The sequence below is a fragment of the Amycolatopsis sp. A1MSW2902 genome, assembly GCF_017312175.1.
Taxonomy (GTDB): domain Bacteria; phylum Actinomycetota; class Actinomycetes; order Mycobacteriales; family Pseudonocardiaceae; genus Amycolatopsis; species Amycolatopsis nivea.
The window spans coordinates 5,190,809-5,209,370 of sequence record NZ_QJPO01000001.1; the positions used below are offsets into that span (position 1 = coordinate 5,190,809).

Genomic DNA, 18,562 nt, shown 5'->3' on the forward strand with positions numbered 1-18,562 from the left:
TTCAGCCGCGGACGAGCTTCGCGAGGTGGTCGACGACCGAGTCGACGGCGATTTCCTCGCGTTCGCCGGTGCGCCGGTCCTTGACCTCGACCAGCCCGTTCGCGAGGCCGCGGCCGACGACGAGGATCGTCGGGACGCCGACCAGCTCCGCGTCGGCGAACTTCACGCCCGGGGTGGCCTTGCGGTCGTCGAGGATGATTTCGAGACCGGCGGCGTCGAGCTCGGCGGCGATCTTCTCCGCGCCCTCGCGCACCGTCTCGTCCTTGCCCGCGATGACCACGTGCACGTCGAACGGCGACACCTCGCGCGGCCACACGAGGCCCTGCTCGTCGTGGTTCTGCTCGGCGAGCACGGCGACCAGGCGGGAGACGCCGACGCCGTAGGAGCCCATGGTGATGCGGACCGGCTTGGAGTCCGGGCCGAGCGCGTCGACCTCGAAGGCGTCGGTGTACTTGCGGCCGAGCTGGAAGATGTGCCCGATCTCGATGCCGCGCGCGGCGACGAGCGTGCCGTGCCCGTCCGGCGACGCGTCGCCCTCGCGCACCTCGGCGGCCTCGATGGTGCCGTCCGGGGTGAAGTCGCGGCCCACGACCAGGTCGAGCACGTGGTGGTCGCGCTCGTCGGCGCCGGTCAGCCAGGCAGTGCCCTCGACCACGCGCGGGTCGACGAGGTAGCGGACCCCGTTCTCCTGCAACGCCTTCGGGCCGATGTAGCCCTTGACGAGGAACGGGTTCTTCGCGAAGTCGGCTTCTTCGAGCAGCTCCACCTCGGCGGGTTCGAGCGCGGCTTCGAGGCGCTTGAAGTCCACCTCGCGGTCGCCCGGGACGCCGATGCCGAGCAGCTCCCACTCCTTCGCGCCCGGCTGGCGCGTCTTGACCAGGACGTTCTTCAGCGTGTCCGCCGCGGTGAAACCGCGGCCGAGCCCGGCGGCGTTGAAGAACGCGACGAGGGTCTCGATGGTCGGCGTGTTCGGCGTGTGGTGGACCTGCGCCTCGGGCAGGCCTTCGAGCGGCCGCGCGGCGGGCGCGGGCGTGACGACCGCTTCGACGTTCGCCGCGTAGCCCGATTCGGTGCTGCGGACGAAGGTGTCCTCGCCGTTCTCCGCGACGGCCAGGAACTCCTCGGACGCCGAGCCGCCCATCGCGCCGGACGTGGCGGACACGATGACGTACTCGATGCCGAGCCGGTCGAACAGCTTGATGTAGGCGTCGCGGTGCTTCTGGTACGAGCTGGCGAGACCCTCGTCGTCGAGGTCGAAGGAGTAGGAGTCCTTCATGACGAACTCACGGCCGCGCAGGATGCCCGCGCGGGGACGCGCCTCGTCGCGGTACTTGGTCTGGATTTGGTAGAGCGTGACCGGGAAGTCCTTGTAGGAGCTGTACTCGCCCTTCACGGTGAGCGCGAACAGCTCCTCGTGCGTCGGGCCGAGGAGGTAGTCGGCTCCCTTGCGGTCCTTGAGGCGGAAGAGCGTGTCGCCGTACTCGGTCCAGCGGTTGGTGGCCTCGTAGGGTTCGCGGGGCAGCAGCGCGGGGAACTGGATCTCCTGCGCGCCGATCGCGTTCATCTCCTCGCGCACGGTCTCCTCGACGCGCCGCAGCACGCGCAGCCCGAGCGGCAGCCACGAGTAACCACCCGGGGCGACCCGGCGGACGTAGCCGGCGCGTACCAGCAGCCGGTGGCTGGGTACCTCGGCGTCCGCCGGATCCTCGCGCAGCGTGCGGAGGAACAACGACGACATCCTGGTGATCACTGGGAACTCCCTGCGCTGAGCGGGCCTTAGACGTTTCGCACAGAGTAGTCAACCCCCTGGCCGCGACGCATGCGGGTTATCGGCGGACGCCGTTTTTGTCGGTGGTCGCGGTTAGCGTGCGGGCATGGGTTTGGAAATGGGCATGATCACCGTCGACTGCGCCGAGCCGCAGCGCCTGGCGGAGTTCTGGACGGCGGCGCTGGGCGTTTCGGTGGCCGCGGACTACGGCGAGTTCGTGATGCTGGAGGACCCGGCGTCCGGCGGCCCTCGGCTGGGCTTCCAGCGGGTGCCGGAGCCGAGGGCCGGGAAGAACCGCGTCCACGTGGACTTCGGCGCGGACGACCGGGAAGCCGAGGTCCGGCGGCTCGTAGGGCTGGGCGCGGTGGAGCGGGGAGGGCATTCGGTGCCCGGGCTGGAGTGGACGGTGCTGGAGGATCCGGAGGGGAACGTGTTCTGCGTGTCGGCGAAGGGGGCGCATTGAGGCTGTGGTGAGGGGTCCCCGGGTCGGGTGCTGGAAGGCGCGGGGCTGAGGTGCGCCGACGGCGGGTGTGGGCGGCACGGATCGGCGTGGACGGCGACGAGCCACGCTGAACCGAACGCGACCGGCGGCGAGCGCATCCGGGCGAGCGAGTTCTAGGCGAGCGCGCGGCTGGGCGAGCGCAGCCGCCGGTCCGCTCACGCGGCGGGCAACGGTCGTCGGGCAGCTCCCCTGCTCGCCGACCCTCGCCGCAGCCCCGCCCCCAGCGGGTCAGTCGAGCGGCAAAACGTACCCGTAAACGCGTGCATCCGTCCGGTACCCGCACCGCTCGTACACCGCGAGCGCGCGATGGGTGTTGTCCACGTCCACCGACAGCGACGACCTCTCGAAACCGGCCGCGCGACCGGCTTCGAGGGTGTGGGCCAGCAGGGCCGACGCCAGTCCTCGCCCGCGGGCCTCCGCCAGGGTTCCGACGTAGTTGACGTGCAGTTCCCGCACCCCGGTCGCCTGTGCGTCCGCCTCGAAGAACGACGACATCACGAACGCCACCACCCGGTCGCGCTCCGGGGAAAGGAGGAGGAACGACAAGGCCGGCTGGAAGTCCTTGCTGTCGCGGAACCGGTGCTTCCACTCGTCGGCCGAAAGCCACGTGCTGCCCCAGTGACCGGCGAACGCGGCGTTGCGCGCGTCGAGAACCAAGGCGTCGTAGCGCTCTTCGCAGGTGACCAGCGGAAGGTCGTCCGGGAGCGGCGGTGCGGCGGGCAGCGAGGTGAGGTCCGCACGCATCTCCACGAAGGTGCGTTCCTGCTTGAACCCGCCGCGTTCGAGGAGCGAGAGGTACCAATGCTCGTTCTCGTGCGCACCGGCGTGGAGTTCGAGCTTCGCGTCCGGGAAGTGCTGCGCGTGGACGCTCCGGGCCGTGCGCACGAGCCACTCCGTCAGCACCGAAGCGACCTCGTCCGTCCGGTACTCCGGGTCGGTCAGCGACGCCACGCGCGGCTGGTGCACCGGGTCAGCGGCGTCGCGCGGGATGACCAGCGCGTAGCTCACCAGGCGCGAACCGTCCCACGCTCCGATGCTCGCGCCGGGCAGGTCGACCGACGGGCCCGACATTTCCTGGCGCACGTCACTCTCGTCCCAATGCTCACCGGTCCGGTCGGTTTCCTCCGCGACCGCGCAGAGCCGGGTGACGGCCTCGACGTCGGCGAGCGCGAGCGGGCGCCAGGTGAGTTCCATGCGGCCAGGGTAAGGACCGGCACACGGCCGCCGCACCTGGATTACCGGGCGGTTACGCTCCGGGGGTGCTGGTGCTCCTCCCCCCTTCAGAAACCAAAGCCGACGGCGGCAAAGGCGCGCCGCTGGACCTGGACGCATTGTCGTTCCGAGAGCTGAACCCGGTGCGCGCCAAACTGGCCGACGCCCTGGTCGAACTCGCGGCGGACGTCCCCGCGAGCCTCGCCGCACTGGGCATCTCCGCGCGCCAAGCGGACGAGGTCACCCGCAACGCCCAGCTCTGGACCTCCCCGACGATGCCCGCCCTGCGCCGCTACACCGGCGTCCTCTACGACGCACTAGACGTCAAAAGCTTCACCCGCGCCGGACTAGCGAAAGCACAACAGCGTCTGGCCGTCACGTCGTCCTTGTTCGGCGTCGTAGCGGCAACCGACCCCATCCCCGCCTACCGCCTCTCCGGCGGCAACACGGTCCCCGCACTGGGAACCGTACGAGGCCTGTGGAAGCCAGTCCTGGAACCAGTACTGCACAACGTAGAAGGCCTGCTGGTAGACCTCCGCTCCGGCACGTACGCAGCCTTCGCAAAGCTGCCTTCGGACGCAGTAACCGTCCGCGTAGTAACCGAAGACGCCAACGGCAACCGCACCACAGTCAGCCACTTCAACAAGGCCTACAAGGGAAAACTGGCAGCAGTACTAGCCACCTCGCGCACCGAACCGTCCACTGTGGACCAGTTAGTACGCGTAATCACCAAAGCAGGCCTAACAGTAGAACGCACAGGCGACCACGCCCTAGAACTACTAACCGACTAACCACCCGCACCGACGCACCCAACGAGCGAGGCACCCAGCCCTCCCCCGCACCCCGATACGAAGCTCATCTGCGGTCGGTGGGTGCTTGTCAAGGCATCTTTCCCGCCTTGACAAGCACCCACCGACCGTCAGCACAATCAAGCTTCGGGGTGCCCCACGCAACCAAGAGGCCGATGTCGCCGCCAGGCGACGAGCCAAACACGATTCAAGAAAACCTCCCCACCCCAAACCCAGCCAGCAACTCCCCAGGAACATCCGCCCCCAAAACCAACTCCGCCACCAACTTCCCGGCAAACGGCCCCAACGTAAGCCCAGCCGGCCCAAACCCAGTAGCCAAAAACAACCCAGGTGCCACCTGCCCCAACAACGGCAACCCGTCGGGCGAAACCGGCCGAAACCCCACCCGAGTCTCCACCAACCCCGCACTCCCTAACCCAGGCGCAACAGCCAACGCCTGCTCCAGCACTTCCCGCTGCCCAGCCGCAGTCACCCGATGGTCAAACCCGGCCCCACTCTCCCGAGTAGCCCCAGCCACCACCCGACCACCAGGAAACGCCAGCAGGTAATGGCTGCTCCGAGGCAACACCACCGGCCACCCAGCAGTCTCCACCCCCGGCAGATCAAAGTGACTGATCTGCCCCCGCTGCGGCACAACCGGCACCGGCACCCCCAGCGCCTCGGCCACCTCCCCGGACCAAGCCCCAGCGGCAAGCACCACCGCGTCCCCGGAGAGCTCCTCCGCCCCAGCCCGCACCCGCAGCCCAGGCTCCAACGCAGCCTCAGCGGTCACGAACTCAACGCCCCGGTCAATCGCCGCGGAGATCAGCGCACGCCGCAGGACCTGCCCGTCCACCCGCCCAGCCCCCGACAAATGCACCGCAGCCAGTTCCGGTGCCAACGGCGGGAAAAGCTCCCGCGCCTGCCCGGCGTCGAGCCGCTCGACAACCCCAGCCTCCGGCGCATCCGCCGCCCGCCCGGCAAGCCGGTCAAAGGCCTCAGTCAGCTCCCCTTCAGAAGCCGACACCACCATCCCGCCGACCACCTCATACGACGATTCGTGCCCAGCCTCGCTCAATTCGGCTGCCAAAGCCGGGTAATACCGCCCAGCAGCAGCCGCGAGCGGATAGACCGCTTCGTCCCAGGAAGACGTCCAAGGGCTGACAATCCCGGCACCGGCATCGGTCGCCACCCCGGCCCGGTCCGCGTCCACCACGACGACGTCCGCTCCACGCAGCGCCAGGTGGTACGCCGTCGAAGCCCCGCCGATTCCGCTGCCGATCACGATCACGCGCATGTCTTCACCCTGCCTGTCCGCCGCCGAAACGTCGACCGAGCACCGCCATCGCCGCGTTGTGCCCGGGGATCCCACTGACCCCGCCGCCCCGGACCGCGCCGGCCCCGCACAGCAACACCCGCTCGTGCCCGGTCTCGACGCCCCAGGTCCCCGCCGTCTCTTCATCGCCATACGGCCACGACAGGTCGCGATGGAAGATGTGCCCGCGCGGCAATCCCAGCTCCGCCTCCAGATCCAGCGGCGTTTTGGCTTCAATACACGGTTTTCCGTCGCCGTCCAGCAGGAGACAGTCCTCGATCGGCTCCGCGAGCACGCTGTCCAGCGACGCCACCGTCGCCCGCAACGCCTCCGCCCGCGCCCTGTCGTTGTCCGCCTCGAACAGCCGAGCAGGCATGTGCAGGCCGAACAACGTCAGTGTCTGCACGCCCGCCGCCCGCTCAGCCGGGCCGAGAATCGACGGATCAGTCAGCGAATGGCAGTAGATCTCGCACGGCGGCACCGTCGGGATCCGGCCCGCCGCAGCTTCCCGGCAAGCAGTTTCGAGCTGGACAAACGATTCGTTGACGTGGAAAGTCCCGCCGAACGCATCGCGCGGATCGACCGCCGTGTCCCTCAACCGAGGCAACCGGCGCAGCACCATGTTCACCTTCAGCTGCGCACCCTCCGGTGACTCCGCGGGCTCCTCGCCGAGCAACCGGGCGAGCGTGCGCGGCGCGACATTCGCCAGCACATGCCCGCCGGCCACCACGTGTTCCGCATCGCCTGAGCGGTAACGAACTTCTCCGTCCGGCGTCACGGACAGCACCTCCGCGCCGGTGACCAGCATCGCCCCGGCGCGGCGGGCTGCATCGGCGAGCGCATCGGTGACCGCGCCCATTCCGCCGACCGGGACGTCCCAGTCGCCAGTTCCGTTGCCGATGAGGTGATAGAGCAGGCAACGGTTCTGCCGAAGCTGATCGTCGTCCGCGGCGGCGAAAGTGCCGATCAGCGCGTCCGTGAGCACGACGCCGCGCACGACGTCGTCCTCGAACAGCTCGCGCAGCGTTTCCCCTGCCGGACACTCGAAAAACGTCGTCCACGCCTCGTCGTCGCCAATCCGTCGACGCAGCTCAGCACGCGTCGGCAACGGCTCGGTCAGCGAATCGAAAGTCGCCTCCGCCACCCGTGCGGCCGAGGCGTAGAACCGTTGCCAGGCCGCATAGTCCTTTGTGGACCCAGTGACCGCACGAAACGACGCGCCGGCCCGCTCGTCGTCGCCCGTGTCGACAAGGAGACCCGCGTCGCCGGCCGGGGTATAGGACGACATCCGCCGCCTCCGCAGCTGGACATCGAGGCCCAGCTCGGCCGCGATCCGCCGGGGCAGCAGGCTGACCAGGTACGAATAGCGCGAAAGCTGGACGTCCACGCCAGGGAAAGCGCGGAACGACACCGCCGCGCCGCCGATCTCCGCACGCCGTTCGAGCACCAGCACCGACCGTCCGGCCCGGGCCAGAAAGGCAGCGGCGACGAGCCCGTTGTGCCCGCCGCCGACGATCACCGCGTCGTAGTCCACCGTCGCGAGCCTAATGCTTGACCCGGAGCGCGCTCCAGGATTTAGCGTCGCCGGAGACAGGATCCAGCGCAGAAGGAGCGACCATGACCGACGTCCCGACCCGGAACCTCGGCGGCCTGACGGTTTCCGCACAGGGCTTGGGCTGCATGGGAATGAGCCACGGCTACGGCGCGACCGACGACGCGCAGTCGATCGAGACGCTGCGCCACGCCGTCGACCTCGGGGTGAACTTCCTTGACACCTCTGACTTTTACGGCTCCGGACACAACGAGGAACTGATCGGCCGCGCGATCGCCGACCGCCGCGACGAGGTCGTGCTGGCCACGAAATTCGGCATCGCGAACCGCCTCGGCGAACCGACCAAGGTCCGCGGCGACGCCGCCTACGTGCACCAGGCCTGCGACGCCTCGCTGCGACGGCTCGGCATCGACCACATCGACCTGTACTACCTGCACCGAGTCGATCCGGACGTGCCGATCGAGGAAACCGTCGGCGCGATGGCGGAGCTGGTTCAGGCCGGGAAAGTCCGCCACCTAGGGCTTTCCGAGGCGAGCGCGCAGACCGTCCGGCGCGCCCACGCGGTGCACCCGATCGCGGCGCTGCAGAGCGAATGGTCGCTGTGGACCCGCGGCCTGGAGGCGGAAATCGCACCGGCCTGCCGCGAACTGGGCATCGGCATCGTCCCGTTCTCGCCGCTCGGCCGCGGTTTCCTGACCGGCCGCTACCGCTCCACCGAAACGATGGCGGACAACGACGTGCGCCGCTACCAGCCCCGTTTCGCCGACGGCAACCTCGACCGCAACCTCGCGATCGTGGCGAAGCTGGAGGAGCTGGCCGCCGCGAAGGAGGTCACGACCGGACAGCTGGCGCTCGCGTGGGTGCAGGCGCGCGGCGAGGACGTGGTGCCGATCCCGGGCACGCGGCGGAAGCAGTACCTGGAGGAAAACCTCGCGGCTCTGACGGTAGACCTCACCACCGACGATCTCGCCGCGATCGAGGCGGTCGCCGCGCCGGAGAACTTCGCGGGCGAGCGCTACGACGCCGCGCACCTCGCGTTCGTCAACGGCTGATTTGCCGGAGGCGGCGCTGGATTTCCGTCCAGCGCCGCCTCAGCCGCCCCCTGACCGAGGCGAGACCTGGACGCAGCGGCCTGCCTCAGCCGCTGACCAGGCGATCGACCATGTCGAACGCCCGCGTCAACCGCTCCCGGTGCGACGCCGCCAGCTCAGCCAGATCCTCCCCCTCCAACCGCCGCCGGATCGTCTCCACCGCCACGGTCCGGTAAGCCGCCACCACCAACGCCGCGAGCAGCGTCGAGTCCCCGGAGAACCGCGCGTCCGCGGCGAGTTCCGCGGCCAGTTCGGCTTCCATCTCGTACCCGAACGCCCACAGCCGCGCGATCAGTGCGGGCGACTCCGCGACCGTCCGCATCAGCGGCTCGATGTCGCCGCCCACGCCGGACAGCACGTGCCCCTCTTCCTGCAGCGTCAGCGCGAGCTGCCGGAGCGCGTCCACCACGCCGCCAGTCCGTTCGCGGACCGCCGACCGCACCAGGTCGATCGCCTCCGGCAGGCGGTCCAGGAGCAGGTCTTCCTTGCGCTCGAAGTGCGAAAACACCGTCACCTTGGACACCCCGGCCGCAGCGGCGACCTCGGCGATCGTGACCACGTCGAACCCACGCTCGAGGAACAGCCCGGTCGCGATCTCGGCGATCCGCGCCCGCGTCTTGGCTCCGCCTCGATCGCCGCGATTGGGCATGAGTCCACCCTTCCGTGTTATCTTTACCTGATAAGCTTACCCAGTAAGCACACTTGGTTAAGCCGTCAGGCAAGGGTAGAGGGGAGAACGACATGGAGCGGACTGAGGTGATCGTCGCGGGGGCTGGGCCCACCGGGCTGTTCCTCGCCGGGGAGCTGGCGCTGCGCGGGGTGGCGGTGACGGTGCTGGACCGGCTGCCGGAACCGGATCCGACCATCAAGGCCGGGTCGGTCAACGTCGCGAGCGCCGAACTGCTCGACCGGCGCGGCCTGCTGCCCGCGGCGGAGGCGGCGCAGCGGCGGTTCCTCGCGTCGGTCGGCAAATTCGGCCCGACGGTCGAGGCGGCCAAACGGGGCGGCCGCCGGTTCCTGGCCGCCGGGCACTTCGCGGGTTTCCTGTTCGACAACGACCTGATCGACCAGAGCGATCCCGTGCTCGCCGCGCACCGGGCGGTGTCGAACGGGCTGGGAGTGCCACAGCAGGAAGTCGAGCAGATGCTCGGCGAACATTGCGCCACGCTGGGCGTCGACCTCCGGCGCGGCGTCGAAGTGCACGGCGTGCGCGCCGCCGACGAGTCCGTGACAGTCGAAACGAGCGCGGGCGAGTTCGCCGCGAGCTGGCTCGTCGCGGCCGACGGCGGGCGGAGCGTCATCCGCAAGCAACTCGGCATCGAGTTCGACGGCACGGATCCGGAAATGACCGGCTACCAGGCCATCGCCGACTTCGAAGACGCGACCGGCCTGCGCCCAGGCTGGACCTGGACACCCCGCGGCGTCTACGCGTACGGCCCGGTCCCCGGCCGCATCTTCCTCAGCCGCTTCCGGCAGCCGCCGGAAGACCGCGACGCCCCGGTGTCGGTCGAAGAGCTGCAGGAAGCCGTCCGCGACGTCACCGGCGTCCCGGTCACCATCACCGGAATCCAGGGCCGGGCAACGCGCTTCACCGACAACGCGCGCCAGGCCCGGCACTACCGCCACGGCCGCGTATTCCTGGCCGGCGACGCGGCACACGTCCACTCGCCGCTCGGCGGACAGGGCCTGAACCTCGGCCTGGGCGACGCGGCAAACCTCGGCTGGAAACTCGCCGCGACCGTCCAAGGCTGGGCACCGGCGGGATTGCTCGACACCTACGAAACCGAACGCCACCCCATCGGCGCAGCAGTGCTCGACTGGACCCGCGCCCAAGTCGCGCTCCTCCGCGGCGACGAACGCACCGAACAACTCCGCACCATCGTCGGCGGCGAACTGCTCCGAGTGCCCGCCGCGATGAACCGCATCGTCGCGCTGTCGTCCGGAATCCTGCAGCACTACAACGTCGCCGACGAGTCCCCCGCCCCAGTCGGGTCGATCGCCGGAGACGTCGACCTGACCTCCGGCTCCCGCCTCGCCGACCACGCCCACGACGGCAGCTTCGTCCTCATCGACCGCTCCCCCGACGGCCGCTTCGCAGTCGCCGGCTTGACCGACCGGCTCACCCGCGTAGCCGACCCAGCCGACGAACCGAGCCTCCTCGTCCGCCCGGACGGAGTGATCGTGTGGGCAAGTTCCGGAAGCGACGACCAGAAGCTCCTCGACGCCGCCCTTGCGCGATGGGCAGGCGCGAAATGACCAGCCACGCTGTCCAACCGACAAGCCGAGCCCCGAGCCATACGCCAGACCCAGATCCGACACCTGCTCGACTCCGCACTCTGACGGAGGCTGGCACGAAAGAACCGGTAGCGCGGTCCCACCGAGGAGCCGAGCCGCGTCGCCACCGAGATGGAGCGACCGCGTGCGCCAAACGCTCCCCGACACCGCACTCACACCCGGCCAGTCGTGAACGAAACAGGTCACCCGGTCCTGCCGACGAACCGAGCCGCCTCACCACCGAGACGGACTAACCGCGCGGGCCAGTTAACGACACCCAGACACTGCACTCACCCGCTAGGCAGGGCACGAAACGATCAGTCACGAAGTCCAGCCGACAAACCAAGCCCCTCGCCCGCCCGGATCGCCCAGCCGAGTCCCGGGGCCGACGACCAGAAGCTCCCGACCCGCACTCACACGGCAGGCGAGCGCGAAACAGTCCAGTCACGCGGCTCAACCAACGAGCCACCCCACCCACCCAGACGGAGTGATCCCCTAGGCCAGTCCAGGAAACAACAACCAGAAGCCCCCAACGCCGCACTCGCGCGCCGAGCGGGCACGAAAATAAATCAGTTGCGCGAGCGCGAGACGGTCGGCAAGGTAGTCGGCGTCCGGCGGGTTGCCGTCGGCTGCCGGAAGCAAGGGAGGTGCGTCGTGGAGTTTGTCCGGGCGCTGTCCTGCCTTCTTCCGCCCGCCCGCCTCGGCTAGAGCACGCGCTCGCCCGGTGGGCACCCTCATCTAGGAGAACCCACCAGTGCGCGAGCACGATTTCGACGAATTTTCCGACGCTTCCGACTACACCGACCGCCGGATGCGCCGTCGCCCCCGCTTCGACGACGGGCCCGCCCCCGCTCGCCGGGGACGGCTCACCGAAGCCGAGCGAGTCCATCTCGCCCAGCTTCGCGAAGACGCCTACACCGAAACCGCACTGCCCGACGGCGCCGACCGATGGACCAACTGGGACGACGCCGACCAGGGTCCGCATCCGCGGCCCGATTGGGTGGTCACCGAACTCGCCGCGGTCGACACCGACCTCGGCGTGCTGAAGACCGGCAAGGAAGCCGACGTGCATCTGCTGCGCCGCAACCTTCCCGGAGAAGACGGAGTTCTGCTGGCAGCCAAGCGATACCGCTCAGACGAGCACAAGCTGTTCCACCGCGACGCGGGTTATCTCGAGGGCAGGCGGATGCGCCGGTCCCGCGAGATGCGGGCGATGGCCGGGCGCACCTCGTTCGGCCGCAACCTGATCGCCGAACAGTGGGCGGTGGCGGAGTTCGCCGTCCTCAGTCGCTTGTGGACGATCGGCGCGCCGGTGCCGTATCCGGTGCAGCGGCACGGCACCGAGATCCTGCTGGAGTTCCTCGGCGAGTCCGACGGCACCGCCGCGCCGCGGCTGGCTCAGCTGCGGCCCGGGCCGGACGAGCTGGCCGACCTGTGGGAGCAGGCCGTGTCAGCGCTGGAACTCCTGGCGGGGCAAGGACTCGCGCACGGCGACCTGTCCGCGTACAACCTCCTGGTGCACGAAGGCCACCTGATGGTGATCGACCTGCCCCAGGCGGTCGACGTGATCGCGAACCCGCGCGGCCGGGAATTCCTCGCCCGCGACGTCGCGAATCTCGCCGGCTGGTTCCACAGCCGCGGACTGTCCGAACAGGTCACCGGCACCGATGACCTGGTGCGGGAACTGGAAAACGCGGCCGGTCTCGGCTGAGTCCCCGGGCGGGGCCGCGGGTGTGCGACAGGCCACACCTGCGACCCCGCCCACAACCGTGCACCTGGGTGCGGGGCAACCGCTCTCTCTCAGGTAGAGTGTGTCAAGACCGCAACGGCGGCGTGGATGAGTTGGTGTCCGTCGCCTCCACAGTCCGCAGAAGGACTCGCGGCCATCCGAAGCAATTTCCGTCGGTGTGCCATGCCATGGCTCGGCACACCGGGTCCGTCCCTGTGAACGCCCATCGCCACACCATCTTGCCCTGCCTGCGCGCGGGCAGCCCGGGCCTCCTTGCGACGTGCCACGTCCGAGAGGCATTTGTGACGATCACGTACGACTCCGGCCAGTCCGCCCGCTCCCGCGCGGGCCGCCCCGAGCGCAAGCCGCGGCACCGGCCGGCCGGTGGAGACGTTCTCCACGACGACACGGTGGAAACCCCCGCCGTGAAGACCTTCGCCCAGCTGGGCCTGCCCGAGCCGCTGCTGCGGGCGCTTTCCGAGGCGGGCATCGACGCGCCGTTCCCGATCCAGTCCGCGACCATCCCGGACGCCCTGGCCGGCCGCGACGTGCTGGGCCGCGCCCAGACCGGCTCCGGCAAGACGCTGGCCTTCGGCCTGGCCATCCTGGCCCGGCTCGACGGCGGCAAGGCCCGCCCGAAGCGCCCCCGCGCGCTCGTGCTGGTGCCGACCCGCGAGCTGGCCATGCAGGTGGCCGACTCGCTGACGCCGCTCGCCAAGTCCCTCGGCCTGTGGTGCCGCACCGCGGTCGGCGGCATGTCCTTCGGCCGCCAGGCGGAATCGCTCGCCCGCGGCGTCGACCTGCTGATCGCCACCCCGGGCCGGCTGTCGGACCACGTCCGCCAGGGCACCGCCTCGCTCGGCGACTGCAACTTCATCGCGCTCGACGAGGCCGACCAGATGGCCGACATGGGCTTCATGCCGCAGGTCCGCGAGATCATGGACCTCACCCCTCCGGGCGGGCAGCGGCTGCTGTTCTCCGCGACGCTCGACGGCGACGTCGACAAGCTGGTCCGGCAGTACCTGGCCGACCCGGTCACGCACTCGGTCGCGCCGTCGACCGCGAGCGTCACCACGATGGACCACCACCTGTTCCAGGTGTCGCACTCCGACAAGCAGGACATCATCACCCGGATCGGCGCCCGCGAGGGCCGCACGATCATGTTCGTGCGCACGAAGCACCACGTGGACCGGCTCACCGAGCGGCTGCGCGAAAGCGGCGTGCACGCGGTGGCCCTGCACGGCGGCAAGACCCAGGGCCAGCGCAACCGCGTCCTGTCCGACTTCAAGGAAGGCCACGCGGCGGTCCTGGTGGCCACCGACGTCGCCGCGCGCGGCATCCACGTCGACGACATCTCGCTGGTGCTGCACGTCGACCCGGCCGCGGACCACAAGGACTACCTGCACCGCGCCGGCCGCACGGCCCGGGCAGGCGCGTCCGGCATCGTCGTCACCTTGGTGACGCACGACCAGCGGCGCACCGTCCGCCGGATGACCGACCGGGCCGGCGTGCGCGCCGAGACCACGATGATCCGCACCCACGACGACGACCTGTCCCGCATCACCGGCGCCCGCGAGCCGAGCGGCGAGCCGGTCGTGGAGCGTCGCCGGGAGTCCCCGCGCCGCTCCGGCGGCCGTGGCTTCGGCGGCGACCGCGGCGGCTTCCGCGGCCCGCGTGAGGGCGGCGGCTACCGCGGCGGACGCGAAGGCGGCGGCTACCGCGGCTCGCGCGAAGACCGCGGCGGTTACGGCTCGCGCGAGGACCGCGGTCCCCGCGAAGGCGGCTACAACCGCGGCTCGAACGACGGCCGGGGCTCCCGCGAAGGCGGTTACGCCCGCGAGGGCGGCTACTCGCGCGAGGGTGGTCGCGAAGGCGGCTACGCCCGCGAAGGTGGCTACGGCTCCCGCGAGAACCGCGGCGGTGGCGGCTACAGCCGCAGCCGCCAGCAGTCCCGCTCCGGCGGCGGCTTCGGCCGCCCGAGCCGCGGCCCGCGCCGCGGTCACGACGCCTGATTGATCCATGGAGAACGGCCCCGCTTCGGCGGGGCCGTTCTTCGTTTCCGGACCGGCTCCGCCTGCTGAACCAGGTCGCATGCCGCGGCCGGGCCTGGGCTCGGCGTCAGGCCGTGACGCCATCGCACCGCGACAGTCGCGCTTCGACGCAGCGGTCTTCTTTGAAGCAGGATCTTGCGCGCCAGCCAGCCCGCGCCCGAACCCCGACACGGCGGCCGTCGCTGAGGGCGGATCTCGCCCACCGAACCACGCTCCGCCAACCCGCACCCCGGGACAGCGACTGTTGCCGAGCAGGGGTCGCGCGCGGCAGCCAGTCCCACGCCGCAAAGCCCCACGCCGCAAAGCGCGCCTCGACACACCGATGGTGCCCAAGTAATGGCCAGCCCCGGGCGTACCGGCAATCCACAGCGGTCACCGCACTCCCGGCAGCCACGCCCCGACGCAGCGATCGCCGCCGAGCACCGGTCTCTCTCGCCAGCCAGCCCACGCCCCGCCACAACGATCCTCGCCAAGGAGGCGTCGCGCTCGCCAAACCACGCACCGCCAGCTCGTACCGCCACCGCTGAGCAGGGGGTCACGCGCTAGCCAGCACCCCCGACCACCCGCTCCGACACAGCAGCAGCCGAACCACGGGTCTCGTTCGTCGGAGCACCGCTCCACCAGCCAGCCCGCACCCCGACAGCCCGATCACCGCCGACGAGAGCCCGAGCCCACCACGCCCAACCCACCAGTCTGTTTCCGTTGCCCTGCCCCGCTTCCCGTCCGTCCCCGGGCGGGGGTGGGGAACGCGGCGCCCAGCCGGATGCGACACTGCCTCAGTGACTGACACTCCGCCGCTGCCGCCTGAGAACGTCTTCGACTGGATTGAAGCCGAAGGCCAGCGGCGGGCGGAAGCCGGTCTCTCGCGGCGGATGAATCCTCGGCCTGCGCAGCACTCCGTGCTCGACCTCGCTGGCAACGACTACCTCGGCCTCGCGCGCGACAAGCGCGTCGCCGGGGCAGCCGCCGCGGCTGCGTTGCGGTGGGGGGCCGGGGCGACTGGATCGCGTCTTCTCACCGGGTCCACCGAGCTGCACGTCGAACTCGAACACGAACTCGCCCGCTTCTGCGGGGCCCAGGCGGCGCTCGTCTTCTCCTCCGGATTCGCCGCCAACCTCGGCGCGGTGACCGCCCTGTCCGGGTCCGAATCGGCGATTGTCACCGACAAATACGTCCACACGTCGCTGGTCGAAGGCTGTCGGCTGTCCCGCGCGGACATCGCGGCTGTCGAGCACTCGACGCCGTCTGCGATCAAGCACGCGCTGGCCACTCGACGCAAACCGCGGGCGATTGTGGTTACTGACTCGGTGTTTTCCGCTGACGGTGAGGTCGCGCCGCTGGGCGAACTCGCCGAGATCTGTCGTGCGCACAGTGCTGCGCTGGTCGTCAACGACGCGCACGGGTTCGGTGTCCTCGGCGAAGGCGGACGGGGCGCGGTGAGCGCTGCGGGATTGTCGTCGGCGCCGGACGTCGTCACCACGCTCACGCTTTCCAACGCCTTGGGTGCGCAAGGCGGCGCAGTGGTCGGTCCGCGCCGTGTGATCCGGCATCTCGTCGACACGGCTCGCAGCTTCATCTTCGACACGGCTCTCGCGCCGGCCAGTGCCGCTGCCGCGCTGACGGCGTTGCAGGTGCTCAAGTCCGAACCGGAGCTGCCGGCGAAGGTCATCGAGAACGCCGGGAACCTGGCGATGAGCCTGAAGCACGCTGGTCTGCCGGTCGACCTTCCGGAGGCTGCCGTGGTCGCGGTTCGGACGCCGTCGCCGCAAGCAGCGACCGCGTGGGCGGAAGCCTGTGCAGAGCAAGGGATTCAGGTCGGCTGCTTCCGCCCGCCCGCGGTGCCGGACGGCGTTTCCCGGCTGCGGCTTACCGCCCGCGCGGATCTGTCTGAGGCGGACATCGACCGCGCGGTGAAGGTGATCGCCGCGACCGCGCCCCGCGGTTAAGCCGGGCGGCGCATGGTGATGTGCGGGATCCCGTCCTCGAGGAATTCCTCGCCCTCAGCCACGAAACCGAACCGCGCGTAGAGCTGCTGCGCATAGGTCTGCGCGTCCAGTACGAACGCGCCGGTCGCCCCGTCCAGCGCAGCCGCCATCAGTTGCGCCGCCAAACCCTGGCCGCGGGCTGACTTCGCCGTCACTACGCGGCCGATGCGCCGTCCGCCGCTTGGCTCGGCCAGGACGCGCAGGCACGCGAGAACCTCGGTATCGGAGGCCACCCAGAAATGCTCCGTCTCGGGAAGCAGATCGAGCCCGTCGATGTCGGCGTACACGCAGTCTTGTTCCACTACGAACACGTCCGACCGCAGCCGGAGAATCGCGTACAGGTCGGCCGCGGAGAGGTCAGGCCCGGCGGCGCGGTGCAGAGTCGTCACGCCGCCTTGCTTAACACAGCTCAGCCGAACAGCCGCGCCTGGGACTGGGCCGCGATGTCGTCGGAGAACTGCGAAACCCGCGTGTACACCCCGGGCTTGCCCGGCTTTCCGCAGCCGTCGCCGAAGGACACGATGCCGATCAGCGTGTCGCCCTCGACGAGCGGGCCGCCGGAGTCTCCCTGGCAGGCGTCCTGGCCGCCCTGCGGGTAGCCGGCGCACACCATGCTCGACGGGTCGTAGGTGTCGTAGGCCGTCTTGCACGTGGAGTCGCTGACCAGCGGCACCTGGGCGCTGCGCAGCACGTCCGACCGCTCCCCGCCTTCGGACAGCCGTCCCCAGCCGAGCACGGTCGCCTGCGTGCCTTCCGCGTACAGCGACTGGTCGCTCTTGTCCGCGACCTTCGCCGCGCGGTAGGGCAGCCGTCCGCGCACGGTGAGGACCGCGATGTCGTCGCCCCTCGTCGGGTCGCTGTAGTCCGGGTTCACCCAGACCCGCGAGACGCCGAGTTCCACGCCGTCGCTGCTCCGCTTGTCCTGGCGGCCCGCGACCACGTGGACGGACGACTTCGGCAGGGCTTTCGCGCAGTGCGCGGCTGTCGCCACCGCGGACGGGCTCACGATCACCGCGCCGCAGAACTGCGAGCCGCTCTGGTCGGTGAGGTAGACCGCGTACGGGTGGTCGGCCAGCGAAGCCTCGCTGCCGCCGACGATCCGGGGCTGCGCGTGCGAACCCGGGTCGGACGGCGTCGCCGCCCAGGCCGAGCCGACCGGGACCGCGATCGCGGCGGCGAGCAGCGAGCCCGCCGCGAGCAGGACCGGACGACGGAACTTCGCGGGCATGGGCTTTCCCTTCATCGGCACTACGACGGCACAGCCTGGACGCGCACGGGAATCAACCGACTCCGGCGCGTGCACACACGGCCGCGATTACCCTAAACGGGCCAAGCCCAAAACGGTGTCACTGGAACGGGTGGAGTCTCTATACACCGAGCGCATTCGCTTAGCTGGGGGCATGCGACGGAAAACAGCCGCGACGGCCGGCGCGCTGACGCTCTTTCTGCTGGCCGGATGTGCCACCAGCACCCCCGCGGCTCCCCCGCCGAGCCCGTTGAGCGCGCCGTCGGCACCGCCCAGTCCGACACTTCCGGCAACTCGGACAGCGACGAGCGCGCCCGCCGTCACCTGGCAGGTGGGTGCTCATCCGCTGCCGCGCCGCCCGGACGGCTTCGGCGAGATCCGGCCGACTCCACCCGAACTGGTGAACCGTTCGCTGCCGACCCAGGACTTCCTCCCGCCGCCGTCCGGCACGACGTACACCTCGAAGATCGCCGACGTCCCCGACGCCGTGCTCAAGCGCAGCACCTGGCAAGCCGCCTGTCCGGTGTCGTCGGCCGACCTCCGCTACGTCACGCTTTCCTTCTGGGGCTTCGATCATCGCGTGCACACCGGCGAGCTCTTGGTGAATAAAGACGCGGCTCCAGCGGTGGTCAAGGCGTTCAGCGAGCTGTACGCGCAGCAGTTCCCCATCGAGGAAATGCGCATCACCTCCCCCGCCGAACTCGACGCCTCGCCGACCGGCGACGGCAACGACACCAGCGCGTTCGTCTGCCGCCCGGTGCGCGGGCAGAAGAACTGGTCCGCGCACGCGTACGGGCTCGCGGTGGACGTCAATCCGTTCTGCAACCCCTACACCAAGGACGACCTCGTCCTCCCCGAACTGGCGTCCGCCTACGTCGACCGCGCGAACGTGCGGCCGGGGATGGTCACCGCGGGCGGCCCGGTCGTGCGCGCGTTCGCCGCGGCGGGCTGGCAGTGGGGCGGGGCGTGGAAGTCGCCGGTCGACCGGATGCATTTCACAGCCAACGGCGAGTGAGCCGGGAACACCGGGGCGGGCATCCGGGGTTGAC

15 protein-coding genes are annotated in these 18,562 nt (G+C 70.2%); 8 read left to right on the top strand and 7 right to left on the bottom strand.

What is annotated here, in order from left to right:
• Window position 1: 1 nt before the first annotated feature.
• On the bottom strand, window positions 2-1,750 hold the full coding sequence (locus tag DMP23_RS23730; protein WP_337822549.1) for a proline--tRNA ligase: 1,749 nt from the start codon (window positions 1,748-1,750) through the stop codon (window positions 2-4).
• 124 nt (window positions 1,751-1,874) lie between these two features.
• Here DMP23_RS23730 and DMP23_RS23735 point away from each other — a divergent pair, with 124 nt between their 5' ends.
• Window positions 1,875-2,231 (top strand): VOC family protein, encoded by a 357-nt coding sequence (locus DMP23_RS23735; RefSeq protein ID WP_043834320.1) that lies wholly within the window; start codon window positions 1,875-1,877, stop codon window positions 2,229-2,231.
• A gap of 267 nt (window positions 2,232-2,498) precedes the next feature.
• On the opposite strand, the gene DMP23_RS23740 is transcribed toward DMP23_RS23735, so the two are convergent.
• On the bottom strand, window positions 2,499-3,464 hold the full coding sequence (locus DMP23_RS23740) for a GNAT family N-acetyltransferase (protein ID WP_337822550.1): 966 nt from the start codon (window positions 3,462-3,464) through the stop codon (window positions 2,499-2,501).
• A 65-nt stretch (window positions 3,465-3,529) separates the two neighbouring features.
• Between DMP23_RS23740 and yaaA the strand changes: the two genes are divergently transcribed.
• Entirely contained in the window at window positions 3,530-4,273 is a 744-nt protein-coding gene (gene yaaA / locus DMP23_RS23745) for a peroxide stress protein YaaA (protein WP_337822551.1), read from the top strand.
• A gap of 205 nt (window positions 4,274-4,478) precedes the next feature.
• On the opposite strand, the gene DMP23_RS23750 is transcribed toward yaaA, so the two are convergent.
• Both DMP23_RS23750 and DMP23_RS23755 read right to left on the bottom strand, forming a co-directional pair.
• Window positions 4,479-5,567 (bottom strand): NAD(P)/FAD-dependent oxidoreductase, encoded by a 1,089-nt coding sequence (locus tag DMP23_RS23750; protein WP_337822552.1) that lies wholly within the window; start codon window positions 5,565-5,567, stop codon window positions 4,479-4,481.
• Window positions 5,568-5,571: 4 nt separating this feature from the next.
• Window positions 5,572-7,119: a phytoene desaturase family protein gene (locus DMP23_RS23755; RefSeq protein WP_337822553.1), complete on the bottom strand. Its 1,548-nt coding sequence runs from the start codon at window positions 7,117-7,119 to the stop codon at window positions 5,572-5,574.
• 83 nt (window positions 7,120-7,202) lie between these two features.
• Between DMP23_RS23755 and DMP23_RS23760 the strand changes: the two genes are divergently transcribed.
• Entirely contained in the window at window positions 7,203-8,189 is a 987-nt protein-coding gene (locus tag DMP23_RS23760) for an aldo/keto reductase (RefSeq protein ID WP_238607745.1), read from the top strand.
• Window positions 8,190-8,274: 85 nt separating this feature from the next.
• Here DMP23_RS23760 and DMP23_RS23765 read toward each other — a convergent pair whose 3' ends face one another.
• On the bottom strand, window positions 8,275-8,877 hold the full coding sequence (locus tag DMP23_RS23765) for a TetR/AcrR family transcriptional regulator (RefSeq protein WP_337822554.1): 603 nt from the start codon (window positions 8,875-8,877) through the stop codon (window positions 8,275-8,277).
• A 92-nt stretch (window positions 8,878-8,969) separates the two neighbouring features.
• On the opposite strand from DMP23_RS23765, the gene DMP23_RS23770 reads away from it, so the two are divergent.
• The 4 genes from DMP23_RS23770 (at window position 8,970) to DMP23_RS23785 (ending at window position 16,228) form a co-directional block, all read left to right on the top strand.
• Window positions 8,970-10,484 (top strand): FAD-dependent oxidoreductase, encoded by a 1,515-nt coding sequence (locus DMP23_RS23770; RefSeq protein ID WP_337822555.1) that lies wholly within the window; start codon window positions 8,970-8,972, stop codon window positions 10,482-10,484.
• Between the two features lie 772 nt (window positions 10,485-11,256).
• Complete coding sequence (locus tag DMP23_RS23775; RefSeq protein WP_337822556.1) at window positions 11,257-12,213, top strand: serine protein kinase RIO; 957 nt, start codon at window positions 11,257-11,259, stop codon at window positions 12,211-12,213.
• Window positions 12,214-12,533: 320 nt separating this feature from the next.
• Window positions 12,534-14,243, top strand: a complete 1,710-nt coding sequence (locus tag DMP23_RS23780; protein ID WP_275295671.1) for a DEAD/DEAH box helicase — start codon at window positions 12,534-12,536, stop codon at window positions 14,241-14,243.
• Between the two features lie 818 nt (window positions 14,244-15,061).
• On the top strand, window positions 15,062-16,228 hold the full coding sequence (locus DMP23_RS23785) for an 8-amino-7-oxononanoate synthase (RefSeq protein WP_337822557.1): 1,167 nt from the start codon (window positions 15,062-15,064) through the stop codon (window positions 16,226-16,228).
• Here DMP23_RS23785 and DMP23_RS23790 read toward each other — a convergent pair.
• Window positions 16,225-16,656: a GNAT family N-acetyltransferase gene (locus DMP23_RS23790; RefSeq protein ID WP_134669598.1), complete on the bottom strand. Its 432-nt coding sequence runs from the start codon at window positions 16,654-16,656 to the stop codon at window positions 16,225-16,227. The two genes, DMP23_RS23785 and DMP23_RS23790, sit on opposite strands and share 4 nt — an antisense overlap.
• Window positions 16,657-16,676: 20 nt before the next feature.
• Window positions 16,677-17,495, bottom strand: a complete 819-nt coding sequence (locus DMP23_RS23795) for a S1 family peptidase (protein WP_134733686.1) — start codon at window positions 17,493-17,495, stop codon at window positions 16,677-16,679.
• Window positions 17,496-17,667: 172 nt separating this feature from the next.
• Here DMP23_RS23795 and DMP23_RS23800 point away from each other — a divergent pair, with 172 nt between their 5' ends.
• Window positions 17,668-18,528: a M15 family metallopeptidase gene (locus DMP23_RS23800; RefSeq protein ID WP_337822558.1), complete on the top strand. Its 861-nt coding sequence runs from the start codon at window positions 17,668-17,670 to the stop codon at window positions 18,526-18,528.
• Window positions 18,529-18,562: the final 34 nt, after the last annotated feature.

Excerpts from the sequence above, each read along its gene's own strand:
- DMP23_RS23735 (WP_043834320.1), top strand. The coding sequence starts at position 1,875 with ATGGGTTTGGAAATGGGCATGATCACCGTCGACTGCGCCGAGCCGCAG.
- DMP23_RS23740 (WP_337822550.1), bottom strand. The coding sequence starts at position 3,464 with ATGGAACTCACCTGGCGCCCGCTCGCGCTCGCCGACGTCGAGGCCGTC.
- DMP23_RS23750 (WP_337822552.1), bottom strand. The coding sequence starts at position 5,567 with ATGCGCGTGATCGTGATCGGCAGCGGAATCGGCGGGGCTTCGACGGCG.
- DMP23_RS23760 (WP_238607745.1), top strand. The coding sequence starts at position 7,203 with ATGACCGACGTCCCGACCCGGAACCTCGGCGGCCTGACGGTTTCCGCA.
- DMP23_RS23765 (WP_337822554.1), bottom strand. The coding sequence starts at position 8,877 with ATGCCCAATCGCGGCGATCGAGGCGGAGCCAAGACGCGGGCGCGGATC.
- DMP23_RS23770 (WP_337822555.1), top strand. The coding sequence starts at position 8,970 with ATGGAGCGGACTGAGGTGATCGTCGCGGGGGCTGGGCCCACCGGGCTG.
- DMP23_RS23795 (WP_134733686.1), bottom strand. The coding sequence starts at position 17,495 with ATGCCCGCGAAGTTCCGTCGTCCGGTCCTGCTCGCGGCGGGCTCGCTG.
- DMP23_RS23800 (WP_337822558.1), top strand. The coding sequence starts at position 17,668 with ATGCGACGGAAAACAGCCGCGACGGCCGGCGCGCTGACGCTCTTTCTG.